We start from the raw sequence: 22,025 nt of genomic DNA on the forward strand, positions 1-22,025 counted from the left end.
CAACCTCGCCAGCCGGGTTACCGGCGTGGCACCCGCCAGCACGGTGCGGGTGACCGAGGCTGCGCGCCAGGCGATTGGCAATCGAGACGGCATCGAGTGGTCAGTTCCAGAAGCACGTCATCTCAAAGGGATACGGGGTGACGTATTGCTTTATGGCGCGCGCCGAGTGCGGCCGGCGAGTGATCCGGGATGAACTCTTTGGGCGAGAGTCGGCTCGGCGCGCACGGTCAGCGTCGAGTCCTGGCCGTGACCGCCACGGTCGCGACCAAATCCAGTGCGACGTCGCCGATCATGTCTTCCTGGCCGCCGACCAGACCGCGTCGGCCGACCTCGACGAGGATGTCGCGCACGTCCAGGCTGTGCTCCTGCGCGGCGTTTTCGGCGTGACGCAGAAAGCTGGAGTACACCCCCGCATAGCCCAGCGTCAGGGTTTCCCTGTCTACGCGCACCGGCCGGTCCTGGATCGGTCGGACAAGCGTCTCGGCAGCGTCCTGCAGCGCGAACAAATCGCAACCATGCTGCCAGCCATACAGTTCGGCGACGGCGACGAATGCCTCGATCAGGCAATTGCCCGCCCCGGCGCCGTGTCCGCATAGCGAGGCGTCAACCCGGTAGACGCCTTCCTCCACAGCGACCACCGAGTTGGCCACCGAGAGCGACAGGTTCTCGTGTGCGTGGATACCGATCTGGGTTTCCGGCTTCAGAACATCGCGGTAAGCGCGCACTCGGTCTCGCACGCCGGTCATCGTCAGCCGTCCACCCGAGTCGGTGACATACACACAGTGTGCTCCGGCGTCCTCCATCAGCTTCGCCTGTCCCGCAAGGACATTCGGTGTCGCCATGTGGGCCATCATCAGGAAGCCCGACACATCCATGCCCAGGTCGCGCGCCTTGGCGATGTGTTGCTCGGCGATGTCAGCCTCGGTGGCGTGGGTGGCGATCCGCACCGAGGTGACACCGAGATCGTGGGCGGCGACAAGGTCGTGGATAGTGCCTATCCCGGGCAGCAGCAGTGTCGTCAGCCGAGCTTTCTTGACCACCTCGGCCGCGGCAGCGATCCACTGCCCGTCGGTCGAGCTAGCAGGTCCGTAGGTGAGGCTGGAGCCGGCCAGACCGTCGCCATGGGCCACTTCGATGGCGGCTACCCCTGCGGCGTCGAGGGCGCCAGCGATCTGGCGCAGGCGGTCGACCGGCAGCCGATGGCGGACGGCGTGCATACCGTCGCGCAGGGTGACGTCCTGGACGTACAGCTGTGTCATGATACTCGTTCTTGTGTTGGCGCGGTGATGTTTTCGCCGACCCGCAGTGCGGCCGAGGTCATGATGTCGAGGTTTCCGGCGTAGGCCGGCAGGTAATGCGCAGCACCCTCGACTTCCAGGTACACCGACACCTGCCAGCGCACGGGGCCGTCTTCGGTATCGACCAAATCATTGGCGGGGTCGTCGGATTCGAGCTTGCGGAATTGCACTTTTTGCTTGAGTCGGTAACCGGGAACGTAGGCGGCGACGTGGTCGACCATCGCAACCACGCTGGCTTCGACTGCGTCGAGGTCGGCCTCGCCGATCAGGCAGTGCACGGTGTCGCGCATGATCAGCGGGGGATCGGCGGGGTTAAGCACGATGATGGCCTTCGCCCTTTTCGCGCCGCCGACGACCTCCAATGCCCTGGAAGTGGTTTCGGTCAACTCATCGATGTTGGCCCGGGTGCCCGGCCCAGCTGACTTCGATGCGATTGAGGCGACGATCTCGGCGTATAGCACCGGCGTGGTGGCGGCGACGGCCGCGACAACGGGGATCGTGGCCTGTCCACCGCAAGTCACCATGTTGACGTTCGGGCTGTCGAGATGTTCGTGCAGGTTCACGGCCGGAACCACGAACGGGCCAATGGCCGCCGGTGTGAGGTCGACCAGCCTCTTGCCTTGGGGTGCGAGGAGTTTCGCGTTTGCGATATGAGCCCCCGCGGAGGTCGCGTCGAAAATCACGGCGATGTCGTTGAACTCGGGCATTTCGATCAGTCCACGCACGCCGCCGGCGGTCGTCGGCACACCGAGTCGCTGTGCCCGGCGTAACCCGTCGGAGTCCGGATCGATCCCGACCATCGCGCCCATCTCAAGTTTTTGCGACAGCCGCAGCACTTTGAACATCAGGTCCGTGCCGATATTGCCCGAGCCGACGACGGCGACCTTGGTTCGGGTCATCGGGTCACCTCGGCGAACGACACCTCGACCGAACCGACACCGTCGATCTCGGCGACATACGTGCTGCCCGGACTCACCGGCACCATCGGGCCCAGCGCACCGGAAAGCACGATGTGGCCGGCGCGCAGGGGAGAGCCGTTGTCCTGGGCGGTACGGGCCAGCCACCGCAGGGCGTTGAGTGGACTGCCCAGGCAGTCCCAACCCCTACCTGTGGATACTGGCGTGCCGTCCTCGGTGAGCCGCATTGTGCGCGACGCGAAGTCGAGGTCAGCGGCGGCCGCGGTTTCCGAACCCAACACGAACAGGGCAGACGAGCCATTGTCGGCGATGGTGTCGACGATGCTGATCGACCAGTCGCACACCCTGGAGTCGACGATCTCGATGGCCGGCACCGCGACGCCGGCCGCGGCTCTGATCCGTGATTCTGACAGGTCACCGTCGAGGTCATCGGCGAGGATGAAGGCTATCTCGGCTTCGACCTTGGGCTGCAGCAGCTTTCCGGTCGCGACGGTGGCACCGGTGGCCACCTGCATGTCGGCGAACAGCACCCCGGAATCGGGTTGGTCGACACCGAGTTGTCGCTGCACCGCCGGGGCAGTCAGACCGATCTTGTGCCCGACGATCCGGCGGCCGCGCGTCAGCGAGTCCTCGGTGAGCAGTCTCTGCACCGCGTAGGCCGCCGCGATGTCGCGGTCGCCCAGGATGTCACGCACCGGGTCGCATTGCCGTGGCGTAGCTGCGGCTGCGATCAACCGGTCCGCCGCCTCGCGCAGCGGCAGTGTCGAGGTGGTCATGGATTCCTTCGGGTTGTGGTGAAGGGCATCAGCCCATGCTGCTGCCGCCGTTGACGTAAATCGTTTGCCCAGTGATGAATCGGCTGTCCTCGGCAGCAAGGAAGGCGACAACGGCCGCGACCTCCGCCGGATCGCCCGGGCGTCCGAGCGGCACGATCGCGGTTCCTTCCGCGATGACTTGTGCGAATCGTGGCGGTGCTTGGCCGGATTCGGCCAACTCCACCAGCTCTGGGGTCCGGACATAGCACGGTGCCACGGTGTTGGCCGTGATGCCGGCAGTCGCGAACTCGCGGGCCAGGCCGCTGACCATTGCATGCACACCGCCTTTCGCGGCGTTGTACATCGCGTGGTCCATCAATCCGGTGCGCACCGAATCGGCGCCGATGTTGATGATGCGGCCGTGGCCGCGAGACACCATGTGCGGCAGCGTCGCTCGCACGCAGTAGATCGTCGTCCACAGGTTGTTGTCGACGGTGGCCCGCAGCGACTCTTCGGTGTGCTCCAGCGTCGGCCGGATCACCCCACCGCCCGCATTGTTGACCAGTACGTCCACATGGCCGAGAGTTTCGACCGCCGCCGCGGTCAAGTCGTCGGCCGTGCCAGGCTCATGCAGTTCGCCGACGAATCCGCCGGCGACGTCAACCTGATCGAGCACCTTCTTGAGGTCCTCTTTCGACCGCGTTGCAACGAAGACGCGGGCACCGTCGGCGGTCAGCCGCCGCGTGATACCTAACCCGATGCCAGACGCGGCTCCGGTGACGATGGCGGCCCGGCCCGTCAGCGCGGTGCTCATAATATGATCGCCACGTCGGAGACGGCGCGCAGATCCGTCATGTCGAGCTCGGCCCGCTTCAAGGCGATCCGGAACCCCTTGTCGGACAGTCGAAGTCGGTAGCGGTAACGCCCGACGTAGCAGCTCGTCTTGCTGCCGCGGAACCGCCACACCGTGAAGGACGCCGACACGCCGATCTGACCGTCTTCGTCCGGGTCGGCCACCCGGACATTGAAGATCTGGTGGTTGGTGCGGGAGTGCGGGTATTCGCGATGGGCGCGGCGGCTGTTGAGCCGCGCCACCCGTGCCCGCAGACGCGCGTAGTTATCGTCGATGAGCATCAGGTCGGTGTGGGGATCGCCGTCGGGGGTGTCGTTGCAGGGCACCTCGTACTTGACGTCCTCATCGAATAGCAGTAGCCAGTCGTCCAGCGACCACGCGTCAAGCAGGGCGGCCTCGGCGTACAGGAAGTCCTCCACCTGCTGACGGCCAACCGTCACCGCGGTGGCCGTCATCGGGCACCCGCCAAATCCGCTGCGGCGCCCATCTGCTGTTGCCAGCGCCGCCAAAATTCGCGCATCTGCTCCTCGTCGTTGGCCATCGGTCCGCGTCCCATTCCCCGGGAGATGTCGCTCCATTCGACGCCGCCGCCGGCGTAGCTCTGCTGGCAGGACTCCAGTGCCTCGACGTCGTCGGGGGTGGCGAAGCCGCCCGGGCCCAGGAACGTCAGGAAGCTGTCGAGCCGACGCTGCCGCAGGCTGGGCAGTTCGTCGCAGGGCGCGAGCTGCCAAGCCGTGACATCCACCCGATCAGGCACAGACGGGAACAGCGTGCGCACCGTGACCGCCATGATGTCGTTGATGATCAGGTTGGGGTAGATCAACAGGTTGCGGTTCACCTCGGACATCATGTGGGCCCGCTCCTCCCCGTATCGGCTCACCAGATCGGCACGCAGCCGGTCGATTTCGTCACGGGCGTCCTCCCCGAACAGCGGCTCCCACTTGGCGACCGGACGCCCCCACGGCGCGGAATACTCGATCACCGCGTGCCCGTTACCCAGCGCGACCGCCCGGCCCTTGACGCCGCCCTGCAGATCGGTGCCGATCGACACCAGGTACTTGAAGTAGGTGTCGTGGGTGGACTGGGCGTGGTAGCCATCAATGCTGTTTTCCACCAACAGCTTCCAGTTCGCGGTGAAGCTGTACTCGTGGGTGCCTCTGGCCAGCTCGACATTGCCGCCGCACCCGTCGATCACCAGGTCGATGTACTCCTTGGCGCCGGCGAGATAGGTTGGCAAATCGACGATGTCGGGATCGAAGCTGGCGAATACGAAGCCGCGGTAGGACTCGACACGTGCCACCCGCTTCAAGCCCAGCTCGTCGAACTTCACCCCGCCCGCGTAGGCGTCGCGGTCCGGCACGCCCTTGAGTCGCCCCTCGGTGTCGAAGGACCAGGCGTGGTAGAAGCAGGCGAACACCTTGGCGGTGCCCGAATCCTGGCGGCACACCAGCGCGCCGCGATGGGTGCACGAGTTGTGGAACACGTTGATGTTCCCGCTGTTGACGCCGCGGACCATCAAGATCGGCCGGCCTGCCAGTGGCCGGCGCACGAAGTCGCCCGGGTTCGGAATTTCCGACTCGTGCCCGACGTAGAGCCATGACTTGGCGAAGATCCGCTCGATCTCGGCCCGATGCACCTCAGGCGAGGTCATCGACGAGCGGTGCACCCGGAAAGTGTGGTTGGCCTGGTCGTCGACCACCATCGGTTGGATCGCAACGTCAGGCACCGAGGTTTCGACATTGGAACTCATGATCGCCCCAGGTAGTCGTAGACCAGCGCGGAGAATTCGTCAGCCCGCTCGATCTGGGTCCAGTGTCCGCAGCGGCTGAACACATGCAGGTCGGCGTTGGGCAGCAGGCCCAGCATCGTGAGCGACACCGACAACGGCACCACCTTGTCCTCGCGGCCGTGAACGAGCAACGTGGGCGTGGCGATCGTGCGCACCTCGTCTTCGGTGACGCCGAGTTCGGATCCCTTGTGCCGCGGATCGAAGAACATCGCGCGGTAGGTCTCGAAGGCGCCGTCAGCGATGCTGGCTTCGTATCGGATCGCCACCAGCTCATCGGTGATCAGGTTCGGGTCGACGGCGAAGTAGTTGCGCAGCATGTCGCGCATCGCCTCGTGTGACGGCTCGTACGCGCGCAGCGCAGCGAGTCCTTCGGTCAACGTCATTCCCACGCCAGGTGCGCCCATCAGCACCATCCGGGAGATCCGCTCGGGGTGGTCGGTGGCCATCTGCACCGCGATGCGCCCACCCAGGGAGTTGCCGACGATTGCCGCCTTCTCGATGCCGTGCGCGTCGAGAAACGCCCAGGTGTGGTCGGTCCAGGACCGCAGCGAATAAACGATGTCGGTGGGACGCTCGGTGGCCCCGAAGCCGACGATGTCGGGGGCCAGCACGCGGAACTTCTCGGCCAGAACCGGAATGTTGTACTGCCAATTGGCCGTTGCCGACACACCCGGCCCCGAGCCGTGCAGCATGAGCACGGGTGGACCAGAGCCGGCCTCGAGATAGCTGGTTTCGATACCTCCGGCATTGATCGTTTGTGCCGATACTATCGACGTCGTCATCGTTGAGGTCCTTCCTGGAACACGGCAAAACACTTGTTGGAGTTGAAAACATCCGTGGTGACGAGCTCCGACCACGCGAGCTCGAGGCCGAGTTCATCGGCGGCGCCGGTCAGGCAGAACCAATTCAGCATTTCGTGCTGTCCCGCGTCGACGATTTCGGCGGTGGTGGTCTCGTTCCACTTGGCCCAGTCACGCGCGGCGAACAGGTCGTAGAGCCGCAGATCTGCCTCGGTGTCCGGGGTGATGTGCCAGGTCTTGTCGGCGAGGAAGGCGTGCGACCAACTCGACGAGGCGACCAGCGCGATCCGAAGGTCGGTGTCGGCGAACGACTGTGCCACGGCCCGGCCCAGTGCGAAGCACCGCGCGGGGGAGGGGCCGACCGGATCCAGTCTCTCCTTGGCGATGTCGGCGAACCGCGCCAGCCCGCCGTGCCGCGCGATCGCATGCTGGCCGTAGCAGTTCACGGTGATCGGAATCATCCGGTAGGGGAACTCGCGCCCGGCGTGCGGATAGTCCAGGAACAGCTGGGTGTTTGCGATGGCATGCGGGAAAGGCGAATTGGTCCGTTTCTGATACGAGTACGCCACGTCGAAGCCGCGTTCGAGCAACTGGTCGGCGAGCCGCCTGGCGCCATCGTCGTCGCCGTGCAACGTCATCGTCGTGTCGTCGGGCAGACCCCACGCGTTGGGGCTGCCCCGCCTGGTCATCACCTCGAACTGGTCTACCTCGACGTCGCCGTACGCCAGCACGCAGAACGGCGGAACGACCTCTTCGCGGAAGTTCTCGTACTGGTCGTCGCCCCACACCACCAGCACGTCGGGTTGGAACTCGTCCAGGGCCTCGCGGCAGCGGGCAAGGTTCTCCACCAACAGCTTTCGGTGATGAGCGGCCGCAGCTACACCGCGGTCTGCGCCCCACTCGGCGCGCATCGACTCCGGCCAGTTGGCCGGGTCCTTCGCCTCGGCTGGAATGTCGGGATCGGCCAGCGTCCAGCGCAACAGGGACGCCATGTGCTCGTCCGTGCCGGCCAGCAGCGGATAGTGGGTCAGGCCGAGACCCAGGAAATGCGCCATGATTCCTCCAAGTTGGTGCGACGGATCCGTTGCCGCAGGTCGGCGGGTAGGTTGGCGACGATGTCGTCGAGCGGCTCCGGCATTGCCGGGAAGGGATAGTCGGATCCGAAAACGACGTGGTCGCGGCCGAAGACGTCGATTGCTGCCGCTAGCGTATGGCGGCCGTATGTCAATGAGTCACACCATATTTGGCCAGCAAGACGGCTCGGTAAGTCGGGGGAGTCGGCGCTCGCTCCGGCGATCAATTTCCCCTTGTCCAGGCGGCCGATCAGCGCGGGCAGAGCCCCGCCGCCGTGCGCGAGACAGATGCGCACCCCCGGGCGACGTGAGAGTGCGCCGCCGACGATCAGCGCCGCAGCGGCCAGCGCGGTCTCGGTCGGCATGCCGGCACCGAAGCCGAGTCCCAGCTCGGTCACCCGGGGCGGCAGGTCCTGGTCACTGGGATGCACGAACACGAGGGCGCCGAGTTCGGCGGCGATGGCAAAGAACCTGTCGAAGCACTCGTCGCCGAGTTCGCGCCCGGCGACCCGGGTGCCGATTTCGACACCGAGGAATCCCGGCTGGCGCATGCAGCGCCGCATCTCGTCGACCGCGAGGTCGGGGTCCTGCAGGGCGACCGCGCCCAGCGCGGCGAAGCGGGTCGGGTGCTGACGCAGGATCCGGGCGAAGAACTCGTTCTGAGCCGCCGCGAGCTCGGCCCCGCCGGCCGCCGAAGCCTGGTAACAGAATGTCACTGGAATCGGTGAAAGAACCTGTACGGCAACGGCTTCACGATCCATGTCGGCGAGCCGGGCCTCGGCTGACCAACAGCGGTGATCGATCCGGCGGTAGGGAACCCCACCGAACGTCAGGAGTGCGTCGGTCTCGCTGGTGCGCTCGATGCCCGGCCAGCGGTCGAGTGGATAGTGCTGCGACAGATCCGGCAGCTGCTCGTCGATGGCGTGGGTGTGGACGTCGACGATCCCTGCGGGGGTGCCTGGATGAGTGTTGATGGTTCATCTCCGAGCAAGTAAGCCGAGGCGGCCGGGTGGTGTCTCACACGATACCTATTATGGATGCATAATTCAATATGTGCATACATAATAGTCAGAGTCTCGTTGGCCTGGTGGTGGAAGTGGCCGACATGCGCCGATTGACCTACGTACCGATCCCTTTGGCGGTCTCGTCGCGAAGGAAGGTCGACACCGACGGCTATCTGTGGCAGACGGTTCCTTCGGTGACCGGTTGGAAAAGGGACCTCGGAGCCGGGATTAGTGTGCGTGGTTAATCATTCGCCGTTACGGAGCGAAGGGGGCTGAGCGTGTCACTCCTGGTATTCGGCGCCAAGCCGGGCCGGATTGCGGCGCGGCCCGCTTCTTTGGCCAGCATCACCCCGACAATGCGTCGAGCGCGCAGGGCGGCCGCGTCCGCCTGGAACTCGACCCCGCCTCGCCATCCGTCGTATCCCGAGTGGTCGGACGCCATCTCCAAAACCGCAGTGTCGCGTTCGGCGACTCCGGACAGGAACGTCCGCAGGCGACTCGTCACCGCATCGTCATCCAGTCGGTAGTTACGTGACGACTGCATAAAGACGTGACTCGACGTTTCAGTCTCGGGTGTGATGCCGTGTAATCGAGTGGTGGTGTACACGTGGCCATCTGGTGTTTCGATAGCCCAATATTGATGGTGCACAGCCGGCGAGGCGAACGTCCCGCCTTCTCGGTGCTGGTACATGTGTGCCCGGTCCAGTCCGGTGGCATCCGCATGCCAATCGGTGAGGTGTCCGTCCGGCAACAACCGTGTGTAGGACACAGCGGTTTCGGTGACTTCGACGTCGTTGAATGCCGGCATGCTCTCGATTTCCGCCGGTATGTCGCGCCGATGGAGGATGGGCGCATAGCTGAAGTCCAGGTAATGTTCGTGCACCATCATGTAATTGGCGCGTACCTGCCAGGCGCTGGCAAACGTTGTCCACGCCGTGTCAGTGATCCACGGAGTAGGCGGCGGTTCGATGCCGGCGGCAGCGGTCGGCTCTCCCAGCCAGATCCAGATGAAAGGTGGTCGCTCAAGCACGGGGAACACACGCACCTTCATCCCGGTCGGGACGTGGGGCTGAGACGGTATGTGAACGCACTTGCCGGTGGCGTCGTAGGTACACCCGTGGTATCCGCAGACCAACCGGTCTCCGTCGATGCTGCTGTGCGACAGCGGAAATGCCCGGTGCGCGCAGCGGTTTTCGAATGCGGTGACGCGGCCACTGGCGCCGCGCCACAACACGACATCCTTGCCCAGTAGGCGGCGGCCCAGCGGCGATTCAGCGATCTCGTCGCAGGTGCCCGCGACGTACCAGCACTTCTTCGGGTAGTTGGTTTTCACAGGTCCAGCACCAGCCTTTCGGTGCAAGAGCGCGACACGCAGATCAACATCACTTCGCCGGCGGCTTTCTCGGCATCGGTGAGCACCGAATCGCGCTGGTCCGGGATTCCCTCCAGCACCCTGGCCTCGCAGGTGCCGCAGACCCCTTCATAGCAGCTACCGAGAATTGGAATGCCCTCTTCCTCAAGGACTTCCAGTATCGACTGGTCCGATGTTATCTCAAAGGACCGGCCGGAGCGCTGGCACACGACCTCGAACTGCTCGAGGGCCGCGGCCGCCTGCTCGGCGGTGGGTGCCTTGGCGGCGAACCGTTCGATATGGAGGATCCCCGCCGGCCAGTGTGCGCTGTGTTGCTCCACGGCCGACAGGAGTACTTCGGGTCCGCAGCAGTACACCAAGGTGTTGTCTTCGGGATTCTTGAAAAGCGATTCCAGGTCGAGCAGACCCCGTTCGTCCTGAGGCCACACGGTAACGCGCTCGGGGTAGCGCGTGGCGAGTTCCTCCGCAAAAGCCATGGACGCGCTGGTCCGGCCGCCATACAGCAGTGTCCAGTCACCACCTGCCCGCTGCACGGCCTCGAGCATCGCGAAGATCGGAGTGATGCCGATACCCCCGGCGATGAATCGATAGTGCGGCGCGTCGACAAGCGGAAAGTGGTTGCGGGGGCCGCGTACTCGGACGGTCGCTCCCTCGTTGAGGTTCTCGTGAACGTATCGTGAGCCGCCGCGACTGTTGGGATCGAGCAAGACCCCAACGCGCCATATGCTCGAATCCTGAGGATCACCACACAACGAATATTGGCGGGTCAAGCCATCTTCCAGAATCAAGTCGATATGCGCTCCCGGTTCCCAGCGCGGCAGGTTTTCATTCTCCGGATGGGCAAGGTCAAGCAATATCACGCCGTCCGCGGGGGTGACGCGGCGCCGGACAACCAGATCCGTTGTGAATTCATGAACGTTGGCGCTGGGCGTGGTAACGGCGGGCGCAGACATCGGTTACTCGCTCCAATTGTCTGTGCTAACCGGCGGCCGGTGCCGGCGGCGGCAGGTAGATGGTCTTGTACACCTGGAAGGGGGACAGCCCTTCTGGGCCGAGTTCGCGGCCCATGCCGCTTTGCTTGATGCCGCCGAACGGGGCGACGGGATCGTTGACGTAGTGGTTGATCCCGACTGTCCCGGAGCGAACGCGGCGGGCGACGTTGGCCGCGCGTTCGGGATCCGATGACCACACGCTCCCGCCCAGGCCATAGATGCTGTCGTTCGCGATCGCCACGGCTTCCTGTTCGTCGGAGTACGGGATCAGTGACAGCACCGGGCCGAAGATCTCTTCACGCGACACCGTCGCATTGTTGTCCAAATCGGCGAAGATCGTGGGTTGGAGGAACCAGCCTCGGTCGAACCCGGCTGGCCGCGAACCGCCCGTGGTCATTCGGGCACCTTCACTCTTGCCCTTGGCAATGTAGCCTTCGACGCGCTCACGCTGCCGCTTGGAGACCAGCGGACCGACCTTGGTCTCCGGATCGAGCGGATCGCCGATCTTCAGCGAGCGCGCTAAATCGGTTATCGCATTGACGATTTCGTTGTATCGGCTGCGAGGAGCCAGTATCCGGGTGTTGAGCCAACAGATTTGACCATTGTTGAGCAAAGTGACCCCGAAGAATTGCTCCATGGAGCCGGCCAGATCGGCGTCGTCGAGGACGATTGCCGCGGACTTGCCGCCGAGTTCGAGGGTCACCGGCCGCAGCAGCCGTCCACAAGCCTCGGCGATCCAGCGGCCCGCGACGCTGGAGCCGGTGAACGAGACCTTGTCCACCCCCGGGTGTTCGACCAGGTACGCGCCCACTTCACGGCCACCGGGAACGACGTTGATGACCCCCTCGGGCAGGCCCGCCGCGGCCGCGGCTTCGGCCATCAGGAATGCGTCGAGCACGGTTTCTTCGGCGGGTTTGAGGACCATAGAGCAGCCGGCCGCCAACGCAGGCGCGATCTTCAGGAACGAAATCCCTTGCGGGACATTCCACGGCACGATCGCACCGACGACGCCGATGGGTTGCTTGGAGACCAGCGATGTGCCGCCGAGCATGCCGGGACGGGATTCCTCGACTGGTGCACTGGTCATCAGGTCGCTGTAGTAGCGCAGCAGCAACGGCGGAAAGCCTGCCTCGAACTGCTGGGCGAGCCAGATCGGCATCCCGTTCTGCATCGACACGCGTCGCGCCGTCTCGGCGCCGCGGGCTTCCAGTTCCACCGCGAAGCGTTCCAGGACGTCGGCGCGCTCCTTGGGATCCCAGGTTGCCCAGCCGTCGGGCGCGTCGAAGGCAGCCCGCGCCGCCGCGACGGCGGCGTCGATATCGGCCTCGCTGCCCCTGGGCACTGAACCGATCCGGTCCTCGGTGGTCGCGGAATGGACCTCGATGGTGTCGTGGCCGGCGGGCCCGGTCCACGTACCGCCGATGTAGAGCTGGGGGTAATCGATTGTGCTCATTGATGTTCCAGCCGTTCAGGAGATGGTGACTTTGGCGGGCAGGTGCTTGAGGCCACCGACGAAATTGGTTTGCGTCACGCTGCCCGATCCGGTCACCTCGATCGACTCCAGGCGGGGGAGCAGTTCCTCGAACATGACCTTGAGTTCCTGTTTGGCCAGATGCTGGCCGACACAGGTGTGCGCACCGAAGCCGAACGCGAGGTGCGGGTTGGGCTTGCGGTCGATGTCGAACTCGTCCGGGTGGTCGAAGACTTCCTCGTCGCGGCAGCCCGACTGGAACAGTGGCATCACCCTGTCCCCGGCTTTGATGGTCTGCCCGCGCAACGTGTAATCCGATAGCGCGCGGCGCATGAAGTGCTTGACCGGTGCCACGTACCGCAAGCCCTCCTGGATGAGGTCGGGCACTAAGCTCGGGTCGGCTTTGACCCGCGCAAGGATCTCGGGGTGGCGGGCCAACTGCTGCAGCGTGCCGGCCAGGGTTGCCGAGGTGGTGTCGTGACCCGCGGTGAAGATGGCCGTGTACCAGCCGTAGACCCAGGTCTTGGGCATGTACTCACCGTCGGATGTCTTGGCGCAGGCGACCACGGAGGCCAGGTCGTCGCGGGGCTGGGCGCGCCGGTCTTCGGCCAATGCATCGAAGTAGGCGAAGAAGTCTTGGATGGTGTTCGAGAACTGTTGGGCCATTGCTTCCGGGGTCAGCGCTGCCACGTCCTCACGCTGATGCTCCGGATCGGCGGTGCCGAAGAACTCCTGGGTGAGCGCCATCATCCGCGGCTCATCTTCGGGCGGAACCCCTAGCAGCGTCATGATCACGTGGAGCGGGAAGCCGAGTGCCCAGTCGTCGACGAGGTCGATCTCGCCACGATCCGAAACCTGCTTGAGACGCTCGATGGACTCGTTGGCGAGCTCACGGATCTGGTCTTCCAACTTCCTGACCGAGGGGGGCTTGAAATAGCCGAAAGCCATGTTCTTCATGGAGGTGTGCTCGGGCGGGTCTACGTACGGCAGGGCATCGAGGATACGCAGACTGCCGCCGAGGAGTTGCTTGGTGAACTCGTCGCCGGCGGTGTTCTGCAGGATCGGGTTGTGTGAACCGGCGTTCTCGGCGCCGCCGCCGGCGGCAAACACTTCCGACAGGCTCTCGACCTCTTGGATGTCGGCGTGCTTGCTGACCAACCAGATGGGGTCGTAGCCCTCGACGACCGCCTTCGCCACCGGCATGTTGTCGCGTAGCCACTTGTACGCCTCGTGTAGCGCGGTGAGATCGGAGTGGCCCTCGGGAAGTACGAGCCGACGTGCGACCTCGTCGGGAAGAACGGCTTCTTCGGTGGGTTGGATGGTCGTCATCGCGGATGTCCTCTTCCTACTACCTTTGAGTGGCCAATATGGCTGCACGGGGTGCCGGTGATTCAAGTCTCATCGCGAGGGGCTCCTTTGTGCGTCACCATGACGGGGGGTCATCGGTCCCACTTTGGGGGTAATCGGGCCCGTCGGTCGGCATGGACCTGCGGGTCAATCCGCGGGGCAGCCCTCGTTTATCCAATGCTCGATTGCGCTGATTTCCTCCGGCGGCACCGGATCGAGGTAGGCCGGCATCTGTGGGGTCACCGCGCCTGCGGGAGGGTCGTCCAGGTCGGAGCCAAATGGCGCTGCCCCCTTCAACGACAAAACCAGGTTTGAGTTCGCGCCGTCGCCGAGGGTCACGAGTTTGCGCCCGCCGACCTTCATTTCGACGAATCGGTCTCGGGTGACGTCTCGCCAGAAAGGGCCGTGCGAGGCTACGTCGGCGTCCGGTCCGCCAACCGATTTGTCGAGAATTGCTACTACGTCATCGAATTTCATGATGGTTCCAACCTTCTCTGGTTTAGCAAGGTGCTTTCTAGGTCAGCTGTCGCGCGCCAGCGCGATCACCTCGTCGAACCCTTCACGGAGGCAGGTCGCGAACGCGACGGGGTCGACGATGGCCTCAGGGTCGAAGTTGACGGCGATGCAACAGGTTCCCTCGTACGTCAGCATCGCCACCATGGCAGGGATGCCGGGTCGGGGACCCATTGGATAAACCCGGGTCACCCGTGCCCCCGCCAGATACAGCGGACGACCGATCGCCCCGAGGTTGGAGGCTTGCAGGTCGGACAGTCCGGTCATCTCACCGGCGATGCGGGTGAGCACGATCCCCGGCAGGCGGCTCAGCACCGGCGCGAGCAGGTCGAGGAAGCCGAGCGCGGGCTCCATGCGCGCGTCGGCGACGAATTCGTGGATGGCGGCGACGCGTATGTTCGGATCCGGTTCGCCGACCGGCGCCACGAACCGTGCACCGGCGAACTTGTTGGCGCCCATCGGGTCGGCGTCCGTGCGGAGGCTGACCGGAATTGCGACCGGTATGGAATCGACAGTGAGAGAAAGTTTTTCGTGGTAGCGACGCACTCCGCCGAGCAGAGCGGCCAGGAATGCGTCGTTGACCGAACCTCCGGCGGCCCGCCCCGCTGCTTTCAGGTCATCGAACGCGACGTCGAAGGTGTCCAGCCGATAACCCGATCCGCTGCCCGTGAGCGCGGGGGAGTGGGGTGCATCCGGCGGAATCAGCACCCGGCGCAGCGAAAGGGCGAATTTTACGGCGTCGCTTGTGGTTCCGATCGGGTCGCCGGCCAACCGCCCCGCGACGTGGAATGCTTCCCGTAGCGCACTGCTCGGCACGCTGACGACCTTGCCGGCCAACCGGTTTATCAGGAGCCCTTCCGGTGACTCCTTCCGTCGGGGCTTGGGTATCGGCCTGTCGTCGGCGGGTCCAGGTTCCCGACCGTGCCCGTGGGCGAGGTCCAGCAACTGCAACAGGCCGATCCCGTCGCTCAGGCTGTGATGCGGTTTGAAAAGATAGGCGGCCTGACCACCGCTGAGTCCGAGGACCAGCAGGGCTTCCCAGGGGGGGCGCTCGGGGTCCAGCGGACGAGCCGCGAATTGGGCAGCCACGGCGTGCAGTTCGGCCATCGACCCGTCATTGGGCAGCCGCACCCGTTGCAGGTGATACTCCAGGTCGAAATGTGGGTCGGGTGACCACGCCGGCGCAACGAGTGGTAGCGCCGGCTCGACGATACGTTCCCGCAGCCGCGGCACCCGCTGGGTGAAACGATCGTGGGCGGCCACCAGACGATTCCAGTCCGGTTCAGTGTCGAGCAACTCGATCATGACACCGGTGGAGCGGGTGCGGTGGTCACCATCGGTGCGCCACATCAACGCTTCCCACGCGCTGAGGTCTTGGCCGCCGCCCCATGAGGCAAGCTCGTCAGCGTCATTGCCAGGCATTGCTATCACCTCTCTGTGCCGAAACTACCGCGCTCTCGCGGGCACGGGTTACTTCAAATATGAGTTCGGCGACACGGGCCGGGTCGTCGGACATCGGGACGTGCCCGACGCCCTGAAGGCGGATCAATTCCGCTCCGGGTAAACGTTCGAGCATCGGTGCGCCAAAATGCTTGAAGGGCAGTACGAGATCGCGTTCCCCCCAGACCAGCCGGACGGGGTAGTCCCGGTCGGCGGGCAAGGGTTCGACCGGACTGCGGTGCAGTACCCGCAGTAGCGGTTCGACGACCGGCGACTGATCGCTGGCCTCGATGTAGGTCACCAACGATTCTTGTGGCAGGTAGCCGGGATGGGCCACCTGGCCCGCCAGCAGCGCCCAGCGCAGCAGTCGGCGCGAGGCGATGGTCTCGGCGCGGTGCGAGTTGCGGGCGAGCGCGCCAAGGGAGAACCTGACGCCGTGCGCGGTCACCCTGATGCGCCGCGGCGAGCGCCAGGCCCCCGCCGGGCTGAGCAGGACAAGTGATTGCGCCCGTCCCCGCCGAGCAAGTTCGATGCCGATCCACCCGCCGAGCGAATTTCCGGCGATATGTACCTTTTTCAGGCCCAGGCGGTCGAGCTCCTCTTCGATTCCGTCAACCAGGGCCTGCACCGATGGCGCCACTTCGGAATCCAATGGTGGCCCGCCGGCGTGCCCGTGCAGGGTCGGCACGATCACGTCGTGATGCGGTTCCAGATAGGGCAGGACCGGGGACCAAGCCCGCCAGATGGCCCCGATGCCATGCAATAACAACAGAGGTGTTCCCGTCCCGGCGCGGTGACCGGGGGTCAACTCCAGACCGGAGACCAAGGTGCGCTGTCTGCCGGCATCACGCCGAACCAGCGTGGCTGTCGCGGCCGCGGCGCTGCCGGCCAGGACCGCCACGGCAACGGTGGTCGCCCTTCGGCGCGGATTGTTCTCCATGTCATCCGATTTCGGGTCAGGGGGTCAGGACGACCTTGAGGACCTCGCCACGGTGCAGGGCGTCGACCGCCTCGTTGATCTGGGCGAAGGGCATCGTGGTGATCAGCTTGTCGAACGGGAACTTGCCCTGACGATGCAGATCGAGCAGGTAGGGGATGAACGTCTGGGGATCGGAGTCGCCTTCGACGATGCCTCGAATGGTCAAGCCCAGCAGGGGCGGCTGGAACAACCCGACCGAAAAGACAGCCTGCGGATCGGCCGGCACGCCGATCAACCCGAGCATGCCCCGCATCCCCAGGGAGGTCAGCAGCTGTTCCACGACGGGCCTCACCGCGGTGCTGTCGATGGCGTAATCGGCGCCGGCCGGCGCGATCTCGCGGATCTGTTCTGCCAGGGGACCCGCCTGCGGGTCAACGACATGGGTAGCACCGAACTCGGCGGCCAGCGCCCGCCTGCTCTCGTGTAGGTCGACCGCGATGATCGCCGCGGCATCGCGCACCACAGCAGCCATTACCGCGGACAACCCCACCGCTCCCGCGCCGGCGACGACCACCGTCGATCCGGGCTGGACGTCCAGTGAGTTGAACACGGCGCCAGCCCCGGTCTGGACGCCGCAGCCCAGCGGTCCCACCAGCTCGACCGGTACGTCCGCCGGTAACTTGACCACGTTGCGTTCGTGGGCCAACGCGTGGGTGGCCAAGGTCGACTGGCCGAAGAAGTTCGCCCCCAATTTGGTTCCGGCGGAGGCCAGCCCGGAGGACCCGTCGGCGCGCACGCCGCTGAAGTTGTATTCGAGGAAGTTGTGGCAGTACGCCGGTTCCCCCTTCGCGCAACGCGGGCATCCGCCGCAGCTGTGGAAACTGATCGCGACGTGATCACCGACGGTGACCGACGTGACGTCAGCACCGACCGACACCACGGTCCCGCTGCCCTCGTGGCCCAGGACGCCGGGCAGCGGGAAGGGAAGGTGGCCGAGCTGGACTGCGATATCGGTGTGGCAGATGCCGACTCCGGCGATCTGCACCACGACTTCGTCGGGCGCCGGCTCTTGAAGGTCGACGTCGGCGAGGGTGAACGGCGCGCCTACCTCCTGCACCACCGCGGCTGAGATTTGCATCCGTTGCCCCTTTTCTATTGGCGTTTGGCCCGATGCGAGAACGCCGTACGGAATTTCCGTTCGCTCGTCGGCGGTTCCCGCGCTGCTGGGCGGACCCGACAATCGAGCGCGGATCGACCGCGCCGAACCCGGTGTTGCGAGTGTGGCCGAACGGCCCGTACCGCCGCGTCACCACATTGGGCAGTTCTCTACCCCGCAGAAGAGGTATTTGGCCTTCACACTCTTGGCCTGACCGGATCGACTCTTCATAGTGGGGTTGTCGCAGCGTTGGGACAGCCGCAAGCCACCGGCCCCGCACCCCGCGGGTGTGCCCGCCCTTCCCCACCACCCCGGCAGGAATGCGTGGTGTGGGGGCCGGGCTTGCGGTTACCGAGACGCTTGCGGTTACCGAGACATGAGCCACGAAAAAACGAAGCGAGAATCAGATGACCGGTACGCCGCCGCCGGTGATCCCGGTCGATGAGCTCATCGAGCGCATCAAGATGGGGCCTGGCGGGCCGAAAGTCGCCGCCTTCTTCGACTTCGACGGAACCCTGATCCAGGGCTACTCAGCCGGTGCGCTGCTCGCGCACCGTGCTCGCAACTTCGAACTGGGACCCGACGAGTTTGTCCGTACGATGCTCGCCGCACTCGGCGGCCCGCTCGACGAAGCCGCGTTCAAAGACCTACTGTCGCAAGGAATCCGGAGCTGGGTGGGCCGCACCGATGACGAGCTGATGGAGCTCGGGGATCAATTGTTCGCTCAGGAAATCGCCGGTGCGCTCTTCCACGGGGCGTGGCGATTGGTGCGGGCTCACCAAAACCGTGGCCACACCGTCGTAATCGCGACTTCGGCGACCCGGATGCAGGTACAGCCCATCGCCCGCGAACTGGGTATCGACGACGTCTTGTGCACAGAACTCGAGACCGAGCATGGTGTGCTCACCGGCGGCATCGCAGGACGCCCGCCGTGGGGAGAAGGCAAGCTGGCGGCGGTCGAAGAATTCGCCAGACGCAAGCGAATTCCGCTGAAAGACAGCCATGCTTACGCCAACGGCGACGAGGATGTGCCCTTCCTGGGTGCGGTCGGGTTCGCGCATCCGGTCAACCCGGGGTCGGTGCTGGCCCGGCACGCCGGCGAGCGCGGATGGCAGATCGTGCGGTTCCGGAGCAGGCGGAGCCAATTCCATCCGATGGCGGTGGCCAGGACGTCGGCGCTATTCGGCGGCTTCGCCGCGGCGGTGGGCGTGGGCGCAACCGCCGGGGTGTTGACCCGCGACCGACGGGGCGGCATGGACCTGACCACGTCCCTGTTCGGACGCGCCGCGGCGCAATTCGCGAACATCCATTTCGACATCATCGGCGAAGAGCACACGACGCGCCGTCCGGCAGTGTTCTTCATCAACCATCAGAGCACCCTGGTCGACGCGCTGGTGACCTCACGAGTCGTGCAGCGTGGATTCACCGTGGTGGCCAAGGCCGAGGTGAAGAAAGTACCCGTGCTCGGTCAGCTGCTCACGCTGGCCGACGTCGCCTTCGTGGACCGCTCCAACACCTCGAAGGCCATCTCGGCGATGCAACCCGCGGTGGACAGGCTGCGCAAGGGCGTTTCGATCGTACTGTCGCCCGAAGGCACCCGGTCGCTGAGTCCGCGAATCGGTGTGTTCAAGAAGGGCGGCTTTCACCTGGCCCGCGACGCGCGGGTGCCGATCGTTCCGATCGTCATCCGCAACGCCGGCGAAATCATGTGGCGCAACGCGAAAGTGGCCCAGGAAGGCACGATCGAGGTCGTGGTCCACGAACCGGTTCCGACGGCGGACTGGACGAAAGCCGATCTCGATGAGTGGGTACCGCGCATGCGCCAGCTCTACATCGACACCCTCGACGATTGGCCTGGCACCGACGTTGGGAAACAATGGTCAGAGATGATCGCGAAGGCTTCAGCGGAGCGGAGATGACGGTGCTGCCGGATCGACTCACGCGGTTGCTGCGTCCGAACGGGTCAGCCACCATGCAGTCGTCGGACGAGGCTGAGGTGCTGCTGAACTCCGACGGATTCTTCCGGGCCACAGCGCAATTGGCATCGCAACTCGGCCGCGGTGTGGACGACGTGCGGGACGAGGCTAACGCTTACGTGCGTGAGATGGCGGCGACCCACGTTCGCCCCGTCGTGCGCGCCTGGAATGCGCTTTCCGGGTGGATGGTCCGCGGGTTTCAGGTCGTCATCGACGACGACGACCTCGCCAAGCTGCGGGCCCTGGACCGCGACCACGCCCTGATCTTTCTGATCTCCCATCGCTCGTATCTGGACCAGTTCTCGTTGCCGCCACACCTGACGCAGGGAGGGATTTCGCCGACCTTCGGGTTGGCCGGCGCCAACCTGAACTTCTTTCCGCTGGGCACCGTGGCCCGACGTAACGGGTTCATTCCGGTGCGGCGCGCCACCGGGGACGTCCCCGTCTACCGGTTGGCCCTGCGCGCACTCGTCGGCCAGATGGTGGCCAGCGGCCGCAACCTGGTGTGGTCGATCGAAGGGGGCCGGACACGTACCGGAAAGCTGCGGCCGCCGCGATACGGGCTGCTGCGGTATGTGACCGATGCGGTCGACTCCGTGGGGTCCGAGCAGACACTCGCCGTGCCCGTCTCGATCATCTTCGACCAGTTGCCACTACACGAAGTCAAACTGATGACTGAGGAGTCGCGGGGACTCCCCAAGAAGCCCGAGAACGCGCGCTGGCTGCTGAGTTATGCACGCGGCCTGCGGCATCGGCTGGGACGCATCTACATCGACTTCGGGGCACCGGTGCCACTTCATGAGCGGATGGTTGCGTTGCGTGCCGAAGGATTGACCGACCGACAGGTGGTTGAACGCATCGCACTGGATGTCTGCCACCGCCTCAACCAGGCGACGCCGGTAACTGCGACGGCCGCGGTGTGCGTGGCGATGCTCGGCGAAGATCGTGCCCTGACCCTGGATGAAGTGTGCGCTACCGTCGCGCCGCTGGCCCACTACCTGCGCGCCCGCGGCTGGCCCGTCGCCGGTGGCGCCGACCTCACCGATCGCGCCACGGTGTCGCAGACGTTGCACGCCTTGGTCGGATCAGGTGTGCTGACCTGCTACGCCGAGGGACCGACGACGGTGTGGGGGATCGGCCACGACCAACACCTGATCGTTGCGGTCTACCGCAACAGCGCGATTCATGTCCTGGTCATGAGGGCGATCGCCGAACTGGCCCTGCTGGCGATGGTGCGGACTCCGGGCGCCACTAGACTCACCGGATGGGAGAAGGCGCTAGCGGTTCGCGAACTCCTCAAGTTCGACTTCTTCTTCGCCGGGCGTGCTGAATTCGCCGACGAGCTGTGGAGCGAGTTCACGATCATGACCGGACGCAGCCATGACCGCAGTGCGCCGTTGAACACCGAAGAGGCCGCACTTGGTCTGAATGAAAGTGACTTGCTGGTAGCACATCTCGTCCTCAGGCCGTTCATTGACGCATACCGGGTCGTGGCAGAGGAGCTGCTGAATCTCGGTGCCGGCGACGTTGACGAGCAGGTGCTGCTCGAAAGGTGTCTTCGGCTGGGCCGGCAATGGTCACTGCAGCACCGCATCACCGAGGAATCGGTATCCGGGGAGATGTTTGCGACCGCGTTGAAGATGGCGCGGCACCGCGGGCTGCTCGGCTCGGATGCCGGAACGAAGGCGGATCGGGCAGCCCTCGTCACCGAGCTGGACGATCTGCAGCGCTCGATCGGCGAACTCGCGCAGATGCGCCAGGACAACGTGTCGGTGTGAGGCAGACCGCAACATCCGCGGTAGCCGCACCCGGATCGCTTTGGTAATATGGTAAGACCATAACGCCGCTTTCGGAGCTTTCGATGACTTTCAATGAGGAGAGGCAAACCCCGATGACCGAGTTCACCGACATTTCCTACGAGGTCGACAACGGCCTGGCCTGGATCACCATCAATAGACCCGAGCGGTACAACGCATTTCGGGCGCGAACCCTCGACGAGCTGATCCGGGCGTTCAAATTGGCTTGGGGGAGTTCGGAAGTCGGAGTGATCTGCCTGACCGGGGCCGGCGAGAAGGCCTTCTGCACCGGCGGCGATCAGAAGCAGCGCGCCGAAACCGGCGACTACGGGCCGAGCGAATCGGGGCTGTTCCAGATCGAGCGACTCCACCGGCTGATCCGGGACATACCCAAGCCGGTGATCGCTGCGGTCAACGGTGTGGCGATCGGGGGCGGACACGTCCTCCACGTCCTGTGCGACGTGACGATCGCCGCTTCGTCGGCGACGTTTGGTCAGGTGGGTCCACGCGTGGGCTCGTTCGACGGCGGCTTCGGCACGGCGTACCTCGCGCGC

General features: G+C 65.1%; 20 protein-coding genes and 1 pseudogene. 4 read left to right on the forward strand and 17 right to left on the reverse strand.

Annotated features, from left to right (window positions below):
* Positions 1 to 193, forward strand: a pseudogene (locus tag VML93_RS27515) (hypothetical protein); the annotation flags it as partial.
* Between the two features lie 34 nt (positions 194 to 227).
* Here VML93_RS27515 and dmpG read toward each other — a convergent pair.
* The 17 genes from dmpG to VML93_RS27600 all read right to left on the reverse strand — a co-directional run bounded on the left by dmpG (position 228) and on the right by VML93_RS27600 (position 17,681).
* Positions 228 to 1,259, reverse strand: coding sequence for a 4-hydroxy-2-oxovalerate aldolase (gene dmpG / locus VML93_RS27520; protein WP_325615420.1), 1,032 nt, complete (start codon positions 1,257 to 1,259; stop codon positions 228 to 230).
* Complete coding sequence (locus VML93_RS27525; RefSeq protein ID WP_325615421.1) at positions 1,256 to 2,197, reverse strand: acetaldehyde dehydrogenase (acetylating); 942 nt, start codon at positions 2,195 to 2,197, stop codon at positions 1,256 to 1,258. The genes dmpG and VML93_RS27525 overlap by 4 nt, the downstream gene beginning before the upstream one ends.
* Positions 2,194 to 2,991: a 2-keto-4-pentenoate hydratase gene (locus VML93_RS27530; protein ID WP_325615422.1), complete on the reverse strand. Its 798-nt coding sequence runs from the start codon at positions 2,989 to 2,991 to the stop codon at positions 2,194 to 2,196. Before VML93_RS27530 ends, VML93_RS27525 begins: the two co-directional genes overlap by 4 nt.
* A gap of 28 nt (positions 2,992 to 3,019) precedes the next feature.
* Positions 3,020 to 3,784 carry an SDR family NAD(P)-dependent oxidoreductase gene (locus tag VML93_RS27535; RefSeq protein ID WP_325615423.1) on the reverse strand — a complete coding sequence of 255 codons (765 nt, stop codon included), beginning with the start codon at positions 3,782 to 3,784 and terminating at the stop codon, positions 3,020 to 3,022.
* The gene (locus VML93_RS27540; RefSeq protein WP_325615424.1) at positions 3,781 to 4,278 is read right to left on the reverse strand and encodes an aromatic-ring-hydroxylating dioxygenase subunit beta; all 498 of its coding nucleotides are present in this window, start codon (positions 4,276 to 4,278) and stop codon (positions 3,781 to 3,783) included. The genes VML93_RS27535 and VML93_RS27540 overlap by 4 nt, the downstream gene beginning before the upstream one ends.
* Positions 4,275 to 5,573 (reverse strand): aromatic ring-hydroxylating dioxygenase subunit alpha, encoded by a 1,299-nt coding sequence (locus VML93_RS27545; protein ID WP_325615425.1) that lies wholly within the window; start codon positions 5,571 to 5,573, stop codon positions 4,275 to 4,277. The genes VML93_RS27540 and VML93_RS27545 overlap by 4 nt, the downstream gene beginning before the upstream one ends.
* The gene (locus VML93_RS27550) at positions 5,570 to 6,394 is read right to left on the reverse strand and encodes an alpha/beta fold hydrolase (RefSeq protein WP_325615426.1); all 825 of its coding nucleotides are present in this window, start codon (positions 6,392 to 6,394) and stop codon (positions 5,570 to 5,572) included. Before VML93_RS27550 ends, VML93_RS27545 begins: the two co-directional genes overlap by 4 nt.
* Entirely contained in the window at positions 6,391 to 7,467 is a 1,077-nt protein-coding gene (locus tag VML93_RS27555; RefSeq protein ID WP_325615427.1) for an extradiol ring-cleavage dioxygenase, read from the reverse strand. Before VML93_RS27555 ends, VML93_RS27550 begins: the two co-directional genes overlap by 4 nt.
* Positions 7,440 to 8,459, reverse strand: coding sequence for an amidohydrolase family protein (locus tag VML93_RS27560; RefSeq protein WP_325615438.1), 1,020 nt, complete (start codon positions 8,457 to 8,459; stop codon positions 7,440 to 7,442). Before VML93_RS27560 ends, VML93_RS27555 begins: the two co-directional genes overlap by 28 nt.
* 271 nt (positions 8,460 to 8,730) lie before the next feature.
* Complete coding sequence (locus VML93_RS27565; RefSeq protein WP_325615428.1) at positions 8,731 to 9,822, reverse strand: Rieske 2Fe-2S domain-containing protein; 1,092 nt, start codon at positions 9,820 to 9,822, stop codon at positions 8,731 to 8,733.
* Positions 9,819 to 10,814 carry a PDR/VanB family oxidoreductase gene (locus tag VML93_RS27570; protein WP_325615429.1) on the reverse strand — a complete coding sequence of 332 codons (996 nt, stop codon included), beginning with the start codon at positions 10,812 to 10,814 and terminating at the stop codon, positions 9,819 to 9,821. The genes VML93_RS27565 and VML93_RS27570 overlap by 4 nt, the downstream gene beginning before the upstream one ends.
* Before the next feature lie 25 nt (positions 10,815 to 10,839).
* Positions 10,840 to 12,306, reverse strand: a complete 1,467-nt coding sequence (locus VML93_RS27575; protein ID WP_325615430.1) for an aldehyde dehydrogenase — start codon at positions 12,304 to 12,306, stop codon at positions 10,840 to 10,842.
* Positions 12,307 to 12,321: 15 nt separating this feature from the next.
* On the reverse strand, positions 12,322 to 13,653 hold the full coding sequence (locus VML93_RS27580) for a cytochrome P450 (protein ID WP_325615431.1): 1,332 nt from the start codon (positions 13,651 to 13,653) through the stop codon (positions 12,322 to 12,324).
* Between the two features lie 165 nt (positions 13,654 to 13,818).
* Positions 13,819 to 14,148 carry a hypothetical protein gene (locus VML93_RS27585; RefSeq protein ID WP_325615432.1) on the reverse strand — a complete coding sequence of 110 codons (330 nt, stop codon included), beginning with the start codon at positions 14,146 to 14,148 and terminating at the stop codon, positions 13,819 to 13,821.
* Positions 14,149 to 14,190: 42 nt separating this feature from the next.
* A complete protein-coding gene (locus tag VML93_RS27590) occupies positions 14,191 to 15,606 on the reverse strand; it encodes a wax ester/triacylglycerol synthase domain-containing protein (RefSeq protein WP_325615433.1) in 1,416 nt (471 codons plus the stop codon).
* The gene (locus VML93_RS27595) at positions 15,593 to 16,564 is read right to left on the reverse strand and encodes an alpha/beta hydrolase (RefSeq protein ID WP_325615434.1); all 972 of its coding nucleotides are present in this window, start codon (positions 16,562 to 16,564) and stop codon (positions 15,593 to 15,595) included. The genes VML93_RS27590 and VML93_RS27595 overlap by 14 nt, the downstream gene beginning before the upstream one ends.
* Before the next feature lie 16 nt (positions 16,565 to 16,580).
* The gene (locus tag VML93_RS27600) at positions 16,581 to 17,681 is read right to left on the reverse strand and encodes an NAD(P)-dependent alcohol dehydrogenase (RefSeq protein WP_325615435.1); all 1,101 of its coding nucleotides are present in this window, start codon (positions 17,679 to 17,681) and stop codon (positions 16,581 to 16,583) included.
* Between the two features lie 425 nt (positions 17,682 to 18,106).
* Here VML93_RS27600 and VML93_RS27605 point away from each other — a divergent pair, with 425 nt between their 5' ends.
* From VML93_RS27605 to VML93_RS27615, 3 genes are all read left to right on the forward strand, one after another.
* Complete coding sequence (locus VML93_RS27605) at positions 18,107 to 19,618, forward strand: HAD-IB family hydrolase (RefSeq protein WP_325615436.1); 1,512 nt, start codon at positions 18,107 to 18,109, stop codon at positions 19,616 to 19,618.
* Positions 19,615 to 21,453 carry a 1-acyl-sn-glycerol-3-phosphate acyltransferase gene (locus VML93_RS27610; RefSeq protein WP_325615437.1) on the forward strand — a complete coding sequence of 613 codons (1,839 nt, stop codon included), beginning with the start codon at positions 19,615 to 19,617 and terminating at the stop codon, positions 21,451 to 21,453. Before VML93_RS27605 ends, VML93_RS27610 begins: the two co-directional genes overlap by 4 nt.
* Before the next feature lie 113 nt (positions 21,454 to 21,566).
* Positions 21,567 to 22,025, forward strand: a 459-nt coding sequence (locus VML93_RS27615; RefSeq protein WP_325615439.1) for an enoyl-CoA hydratase-related protein, incomplete at its 3' end; no start/stop codon positions are given.

Source organism: Mycobacterium sp. (assembly GCF_035499775.1).
Lineage (GTDB): Bacteria > Actinomycetota > Actinomycetes > Mycobacteriales > Mycobacteriaceae > Mycobacterium.